Origin of the sequence: Tenacibaculum soleae, from assembly GCF_030549005.1 — a bacterium.
In the GTDB taxonomy this organism is placed as follows: Bacteria; Bacteroidota; Bacteroidia; order Flavobacteriales; family Flavobacteriaceae; genus Polaribacter; species Polaribacter soleae.
Genome location: NZ_JAUOSW010000017.1, coordinates 1 through 8,436 on the forward strand (window position 1 = coordinate 1; position 8,436 = coordinate 8,436).

9 protein-coding genes are annotated in these 8,436 nt (G+C 28.9%); all 9 read right to left on the reverse strand.

What is annotated here, in order from left to right; translation table 11 throughout:
• A partial coding sequence (locus Q4586_RS13725) for a type II toxin-antitoxin system Phd/YefM family antitoxin (RefSeq protein WP_303529933.1) occupies positions 1-247 on the reverse strand: 247 nt, incomplete at its 3' end.
• A 209-nt stretch (positions 248-456) separates the two neighbouring features.
• Positions 457-861 carry a hypothetical protein gene (locus tag Q4586_RS13730; protein WP_303529934.1) on the reverse strand — a complete coding sequence of 135 codons (405 nt, stop codon included), beginning with the start codon at positions 859-861 and terminating at the stop codon, positions 457-459.
• A 164-nt stretch (positions 862-1,025) separates the two neighbouring features.
• Positions 1,026-1,721, reverse strand: coding sequence for a hypothetical protein (locus Q4586_RS13735; protein WP_303529935.1), 696 nt, complete (start codon positions 1,719-1,721; stop codon positions 1,026-1,028).
• A 169-nt stretch (positions 1,722-1,890) separates the two neighbouring features.
• A complete protein-coding gene (locus Q4586_RS13740) occupies positions 1,891-2,295 on the reverse strand; it encodes a hypothetical protein (RefSeq protein WP_303529934.1) in 405 nt (134 codons plus the stop codon).
• A 169-nt stretch (positions 2,296-2,464) separates the two neighbouring features.
• Positions 2,465-3,022: a hypothetical protein gene (locus Q4586_RS13745; protein WP_303529936.1), complete on the reverse strand. Its 558-nt coding sequence runs from the start codon at positions 3,020-3,022 to the stop codon at positions 2,465-2,467.
• Between the two features lie 765 nt (positions 3,023-3,787).
• Positions 3,788-4,348, reverse strand: a complete 561-nt coding sequence (locus Q4586_RS13750; protein WP_303529937.1) for a hypothetical protein — start codon at positions 4,346-4,348, stop codon at positions 3,788-3,790.
• A gap of 146 nt (positions 4,349-4,494) precedes the next feature.
• The gene (locus Q4586_RS13755; RefSeq protein ID WP_303529938.1) at positions 4,495-5,535 is read right to left on the reverse strand and encodes a hypothetical protein; all 1,041 of its coding nucleotides are present in this window, start codon (positions 5,533-5,535) and stop codon (positions 4,495-4,497) included.
• Between the two features lie 168 nt (positions 5,536-5,703).
• The gene (locus Q4586_RS13760) at positions 5,704-6,876 is read right to left on the reverse strand and encodes a DUF2059 domain-containing protein (RefSeq protein ID WP_068704889.1); all 1,173 of its coding nucleotides are present in this window, start codon (positions 6,874-6,876) and stop codon (positions 5,704-5,706) included.
• A gap of 159 nt (positions 6,877-7,035) precedes the next feature.
• Positions 7,036-8,331, reverse strand: a complete 1,296-nt coding sequence (locus Q4586_RS13765; RefSeq protein WP_303529939.1) for a hypothetical protein — start codon at positions 8,329-8,331, stop codon at positions 7,036-7,038.
• Positions 8,332-8,436: the final 105 nt, after the last annotated feature.

Here is an 8,436-nt window from a genome sequence, read left to right on the forward strand (position 1 = left end):
CGATTAGATCTTTGTTTAAAGTCATTCCGCTTTTTAGTTTGTCAATCGCAGAATCTAATCGTGTTTCATTTTTTCGAGAAGAAAGTTCGTGATTTGTAGCCATTAAAGAATTGTATTCTTGTAATGACATAACTACAATTCCAGAATCTTTTCCTCGGTTTATAATTAAAGTCTCAAAGTTCTTAGCTACTCTGTCCAAGTAACTTTTAATATCCTTTCTAAAGTCAGAAACAGTTGCTATTTGCATAATATTGTATTTTTTAAAGTACAAATATACGTACGAAATATGATGTATGCAATTTTTTCCGTATTGCTGGCAACGGTCTTGTGTATGGTTAGTTGCGTGGTTAAGCAACTAATTTAGCAAATAAATCACAGATAGAATATTCCGAAGGAATGTTCGTAAGTCGGCAGCGACCAAGCAATTAATTATACACGGTGTTGTACGCTGGCTTTTTATTCCGCAATACTTTTTATCAAATCGTTCTGCAAAAATTCAAATTCCGATTTTTTCCAAAAAGACAAGTTAATTAGTCCTGTTGTACTGTCCTCTTTCCAAATTCCGTTTTCATTAGATTCCACAGTCCATTTTATGGGTTTATTTCCTTTTTTGGTCACTTTTAGGCGACAATCTTTGGAAAGTCCGAACGCAAAGCAATTCAGAGCGTCATTTTCATTATCAAATTCCTCGTGCCAAAAGTCAAACGCAACAGTAAAATTCCCATTTCCATTATCAGACAGAGTAACTGGAAATTCGCTTTCGTTTTTTGGATTCACAGTTATTGATTCCGCATTTAATTCATATTCTGCTTCTGGATATTTCTTTAATCGGTTTTCTATTTCGTTAATCGTTTTGCTCATTTTTCAGCTTGCGTACAACGTGTTTGTATATGGTTTGTTGCGTGTTTTAAGCAACTAAGTTAGCAAATAAAAACGGAATAGAAAATCCGCGAGGATTTTCGTAAGCAAGCTAGAACTAGCAATAAATTATATACGGTGTTGTGCTTAGTCTTTTTCCACTTGATTTATTCCCTTGACTTTTCAAATAGTTTATCGTATTCTTTTTGAGTATAAAATTTTTCCTTAATTAGCTTTTGATTTTTCAAATCGTACACCTTTTTTTTCTTTTTAAATCGAATTCCCCAAAATGCTGTATAATCTTTGTTTGTAAAGCTTTCTATGTTTTCATCAACATTCAATTTAACTCTGTAATCACAAAGTTCGTAACAATCTCGATATTTAAAGATTGGTATATGAATTTCTTTAATTTTCTTAAATTCTTTCTTGTTAGACGACGCAAATTCAAACAAGTACTTTATAACATCTTCAAAGTTTTCATCTATTCCATTTTTATAAACCTCATAAAATATAATTTTACAATCTTTAAATTTTATTGATATTTTTTCAACGCTTGGTCTTAAATCTGGGTTTTTTGCAAATAATGTTTTTAAAGAATTATAAATGGCTTTAGCGTGATAACCAACATAAAGCTTTATTCCGTCTTCTATGTAACCTTTCGATAACTCTCTAATTGATAAATCTTCACTAATTTCAATTATGAATTCATATAATCCTCCACCAAGTGTATCAGTTCGTTTTTTACTAACAGTTAAAAAATAATCACTATCAACTTCATCGATGAAACTCTCAATTCCTTTGAAATCTGTTCCATCTGGTAAAGTCCAGTAATCGATTTTAATATTTTTATATGGTGATTTCATGAATTTTTGAGTTCGGTTTTAGATTAAGCACAACGGTCTTGTGTATGGTTAGTTGCGTGGTTAAGCAACTAATTTAGCAAATAAATCACAGATAGAATATTCCGAAGGAATGTTCGTAAGTCGGCAGCGACCAAGCAATTAATTATACACGGTGTTGTACGCTGGCTTTTTATTCCGCAATACTTTTTATCAAATCGTTCTGCAAAAATTCAAATTCCGATTTTTTCCAAAAAGACAAGTTAATTAGTCCTGTTGTACTGTCCTCTTTCCAAATTCCGTTTTCATTAGATTCCACAGTCCATTTTATGGGTTTATTTCCTTTTTTGGTCACTTTTAGGCGACAATCTTTGGAAAGTCCGAACGCAAAGCAATTCAGAGCGTCATTTTCATTATCAAATTCCTCGTGCCAAAAGTCAAACGCAACAGTAAAATTCCCATTTCCATTATCAGACAGAGTAACTGGAAATTCGCTTTCGTTTTTTGGATTCACAGTTATTGATTCCGCATTTAATTCATATTCTGCTTCTGGATATTTCTTTAATCGGTTTTCTATTTCGTTAATCGTTTTGCTCATTTTTCAGCTTGCGTACAACGTTTTTGTGTATGATTTTTGGCGTTTTAAAGCACTAAATTTAGTAAATAAAAACCGAATAGAAAATCCGAGAGGATTTTCGTAAGTAGGCGAGTACTAGCCATTAATTATACACGATGTTGTGGTGTCGTTTTTTTCTAAATATTATTCGTTAACAATTGATTTTATAAGTTGTTGAAGTTCGTTTTTTTCTCCAGTTTTTAAATTCTATTTTCACGATTACTTCTTGTATTCCGTGTATTTTTTCTTTAAATATGAATTCAGTTTTATAAACAATTCCATATTTTTCATAGAATTCATCTATTTCATATTTCTCATATTCTGAGTTATATAACTCCTTTCTATATTTATTAAGTTTATTATAACCAACTGCTAAAAATGTAATTCCTGTACTTATAATTCCAAATGAATAGTATAGAGTATAAACACTATGAAAATTTTTTCTAACAAAGATATTTCCTCCAATTATTAAAAGAAAACCAATAATTATTATGAAGTAAAAATTCAAATGAACTGATTTTTTCTTTTTTTTTATTCTCTCTAATTCAAGATTGGTTCTTTCTAATTTTTCCTGAAATTTGTTATTCAAGTTAATTTTTGTACAAATATTCTCAAATTTAGGTTTTTTATTTGTTAATCTACAAGTCAATCCATTTTCAAGATTTGTGATTTCATTCTCACATAAATTACAATGTTTTGAATAATTCATATCTTATTTTTTAGAGTTGATTATGTTTTTTGATTACGGCTCTTAAATGCACCACAACGTACTTGTGTATGGTTTCGTTACGGAAAAGAGCGCAGCAATTTTCCGAACTTAGACCAAAGATAGTGAAAGTGCGAGGATTTTCTGTAAGAAAATCCCCCGTAATGAACTATACACGCTGTTGGGTTTTCGTTATGTTAGTTTTCTGTTTTACTTTTTATTGTTGAAATAATTTTCCCGCAATTATTTCCATAAATAATTTTAATTCCGCGATTTATTCTCTTTTTTTTAGTATTCAATTCTGTTTTAATTTTACTTTTCCGCAATTATTCATAAAGAATTTAAATTCCGCAAACTTGCTAAATTCCACGATTTGTTTTTCCTCTAGCATTCAATTCTATTTTTATTCTTTCTGAGATTTCTCTAGAGTAGGAGTATTGAAAATTTAACTTTAAATACTCCAACTTTTAACAGAACAATTCTCAACTGGAATTTTTCTGATTTTGAAAAATATTATTATAAAACTAAAATTAGAAAATTATATTTTTTTACGGTTTTCTGAGAAAAATTCCGATATAGTTTTTCCACAAGTTTTTCCAACATTTTAAAATCAATTAAAAATCTAAAAGTTTGAATTTTTACGGTTTTTTGTTAATGAAACCCAACGGTTTTGTGTATGATTAGTGGCGTGTTTAAGCACCTAATTTAGCAAATAAAAACCGAATAGAAAATCCGCGAGGATTTTCGTAAGTAGGCGAGAACCAGCCATTAATTATACACGTTGTTGGGCACAGTTATTTTTCTTTTCCTTCTGTCAAATTCAAAATCGAGTTTTTTCATTATTCCATTTTTTCGATTATAAATTTCCTTCGGTTTTCCTCTTTTGTAAATAATCTTTTGAGTTAGTTCACCTTTGTCATTAAAATATTCAGTCAGACCATTAAAATTCCAATTTTTTAATTCAATCTTATATTTTGGTAAACCCGATTTATAATTTCCAGTTATTGTTCCTTTTTTCGGTCCATCCAACCAGAAGATTTCGCTGATTAAATATATTTTACCTAAATCAGTCAATTTTTTTTTCAATTCAATGTTATATTCCACATTTAAGTAGAATTGAAACTTAACACTAATTATAGCATTTTCTTCTTCAGTTTCGAACTGAAATGTTCCTGTATCAAAGTCAACATCTACTTTTTGGTTATTTATAATTATATCAGCAATAAAATCATTTCCATATTGGTCAACAATTTGTCCTTTTATTAAATTTTGTCCATTTAATAAAATCGAAAAAAGAAAGAGAATTAGAAATGTCGTTGTTTTTTTCATAATTGTGCCCAACGGTTTGTGTATGATTAGTTGCAGTGTTAAAGCAACTAATTTACTAAATAAAACACGAACGGCAGAAATTCCGAAGGAATTTCCCAAGTGAGCTTTTACTAGCAATTAATTATACACGGTGTTGCCAGTAGTATTTATTCGATTATTGCACAACCTGTCTTTGAATTGAAAGGAAAAAATTCAGGTATTGTTCCGTCGATATCTCCATCTTCATTTATCCAAATTTCTCTTATATTACCAAATAAACCTTTATCGATAGGGAATTTTGCATTTGGATTATGAAAAAGTGATACAGCTTCATTCCAATCTTCTTTTATTTCTCCTGGTTTTATTGATTGAGAAAATTTAACAGGAAATGCACTTGGCGTTTGGTCAAATGCTAAGCCAACTCTTTCCATAATTAAAGATAAATCCGACATTCCATTTTGATATGACATTCTGTTAAATTTATGTAAATCACTATTATTAGTAAATAGAACAGCACTTATGTTTTCTGTATTCTCCAATGAAAAAAAGTTCGATGGAATCTCTTTTTCTTTATATTTATGTACTTCAGTTTTTTTTAGTTCTAGTGGAACTAATTCTGAATCAGTTGATTTTGATTCATATGATAATCCATATAGATATTCGATAATTTTGGCGTCAGGCATAAAACTTGCCATATGATTATGTGCTGGTGTTATGGCTAAAATCAAAGGTTTATTTTTCACCCAATCAAGTTTCCAATATTTTTTCTGTAATTTTGAATATAGAACACTTCCCATTCTCATTATATAGTGTTCAATTAGTTCTTTCTGTACTTTTAAGTCATTCTCTTTTTCGGCTTTTTCAATATACTCTCTAGTGAAAAGTTCTTTCTCTACTTCGTTAGAAAGACTTGCCTCAATGTATAAATCAATCTGATTTTTTTCAACGTGGAAATCAGGTCTGTTATGATTATTATTAAAACTAAATCCGTTTACTGATAAGAACTTAAAAAGAAAAATTTCCCAAAGTCTAGAGTTAAAACCTGTAGTTTGAAATTGTTGAATAAAATTCCCATCATTATCGTCCATATTGGATGTGATTTCTTCAATCAATAATTTCGCAGGTTGCATAAGTTTATTATTGCTAACAAATTTGAAGTTTTTATGTAGTTTATCTTCTGAACTTATTGGAGTAAATATTTCTTTCATTAATTCGGAATGTCTCTGGGTATTACTGGCAACGTTTTTGTATATGGTTTGTTGCGTGTTTTAAGCAACTAATTTAGTAAATAATTATCGACCAAGAAAGTCCGCAAGGACTTTCGTAAGTAGGCGAGAAGCCAGCAATAAATTATATACGGTGTTACCACACGTTTTTTATTCGATTGTTAATTCGATTGTTTCATTTGCAAAATTTGAAAATCCTCTTTTTTCTCCTTTTGTTAAATCAACTTCAAGTTTTAATTTCAAATCTTTAATTTTCTCTTTTTTAATTAATTCGTTTGAAAAAATAACTCTAATTTTAGATTCTTCATTTTGCTTAATAGTTTCTTTATTATAACTTAAATAAGCAATTTCTTTGTCTATTTCTATACTGGAAATATGAAAGTCTTTTTTTCCTGTGTTCTTTAAAACAAAAATATATGGTTTAGATAATTCTTGTTTAAGTTTCTTAAATTTTAATGTTCTATCTAAAACCTCATAACTAATTTCTTTTGCAGGTGCATCATATTTAATTCCGAATCGAATTTTATTCCCATTACTTGAATTAATACTCGACAACGAATAACTTTCGCTTTCGGCTAATTCAGCGATTAGAGTAATCTTTAAATCTCTTATTTCTCCGATTTGAAGAGGTTTGTTTCCTAAATCAAATCTTATAACTTCGTTACTTAAAAATTTCGGTTCTTTAAATTCAATTTCTTTATTTGAATTATTTTTTACTCGAATGATTTTGGTAATATCTTCTTTACCATCCGTTTTTCCAAAGTCGATTAATAAATCTCCAATATTATTCTCTTTGTCAATTTTAAGGTCAGTAAGATTTAGTATTTGTAATCCATATTTTGCTTTAAATTCTGTTTTGAATTTTTCTCCTTCTTTAGAACTTGATTCGTTTTTACCTTTATTTTCAATTTCCTCAATTACATAAGAACCTAAATTTTGTGACCACTGCATTAATGGTAAATTTAATTCCTTCATTATAATCGGTTGTTTTTGGATAATTAACTTCCCAGTTTCTGAATTATAAAAAGTTATCAGATTATTAATTTCGTTTTCAGTGTAGTTTTTGGAATAAATTGGAATAAGTAATTGTTTGAGTTCTTCTAAAGACTTTTCACTAACTTTTTTTTCTAATGCTTTCCAATAATTGTCTGAAATTCCGGAATTATTTTGTTTTTGATATTCAATTGTTTGTGTGATTATTTTCTCAATGTTACTCATCGTTCCATCTAATTCTAATAGTTGTTCTATTTTTCCATCAACTTTTTGAGCATTGATTTGGATTGAAAAAAATGTAATTAAAATTATAAATATTGTCTTTTTCATAGGTTTTTTGGCAAATGTGTGGTAACGTGTTTGTGTATGATTAGTTGCGTGGTTTAAGCACTAAAGTTAGCAAATAAATCACAGATAGAAAGTCCGCAAGGACTTTCGTAAGTAGGCTATAACCAAGCAATTAATTATACACGGTGTTGGCAACTGGCTTTATTCTTTAGTATCTGGATATTCAAATTCATTAAACTTTATTTCATTAATATTAGTAAACCATTTTAAAGCTTTAATATTTTCCCTTGTTAACTCTTCATCTTCTTTACTAAAAGGCTCAATTTCGTCATATCCAAATTTGAATTGTTTACAATCGTTTGTTGCTCCAATTAAAATCACTTTTTTATGTTTATAGTTAGTATAAACAGCATAAGTATCAATCACAATTGGTAAAAGAAAATTTACTTGCTCTTGAGTCATATCTGTTGTATAGAATACGAAGATGATTGCAATTCCATCGATTTCTCCATATCTTCTTGCTAAATATGAGCCTTTAGTATGATTGTAATCTTCTATAAAACTAAATAAGTTTTTTGATATAACTCTTCTGTCAAATCTATTAAAGGATAAAATTTCTTTAGCGAATTTTATACTTTGTTCATTCGGATTAGGAAGAACTTCCCTTTTTACAAATTCGTCTATGAAATAACTTACTTTGTCATCTTGTAGCTTTTTTTGAACTTTTTGTTTTGATATAAATTCGTCCCAATTTCCGTCTATTTGAAACAGTATACCATCGTACTTATCCGATGTTATTTGTTCAGAAAATCCTCTACCATTTTCTATATAATGAGCAAGAATATCGCTTTCAGTTCCGGAAATGAGAATGTTTTTTTTAACCCATTCCTTTTGAGTTTGCATTTCCATAAATTGTTTATGAGTATTAAAATCAAACTCATCTTCTTCACTTGGTAAAATCAGAACTTCTTTGTTTCCAAAAGCTTGCTCACGTTTATCTAAATATTCCTCAAAATCCTTAATTGTATCTAAAAAATCAGTAAGATTAGTGAAAGAATTTTTGTCAAATATGTGAACAAATTTTTCAGTCTTGGTATTTTTGTTGAAAGGGTAGAAGTGAACTTTTTCTCCTAAATGAACAATAACTCTATGCGTTTTATTAATGTCTTCTTTTCTAATTATATGTTTTCTTCCATCTTTAGTTTTTATTTCGATATCATAATTGGAAGTTAGTATTTTCTTTTCAGCACCATATAATTGACGAACATCCTTTTCAATTGATTTCCTAAAGTATCTTGAATAAATTCCTTTAAACTCGTAGTTTTTTACACAAACTAAAATTAATATTCCATTGAAATGAATTAGTAAATCACAAATCTCTTTTTTATTTTCTAATTCGTCTTTTGGATTTGCAAAACACCAATAACTTAAAAAGGAATTAGTAGCTAAATCATAAACTAATGATTCTCCTTCAACTCCTTTTTTTTGGTTGTTCATTTTTCTGCGGTTAGTTTGGTTCAGCTTGTTGCCAACGTATTTGTGTATGGTTTCGTTACGGAAAAGAGCGCAGCAATTTTCCGAACTTAAACCAAAGATAGTAAA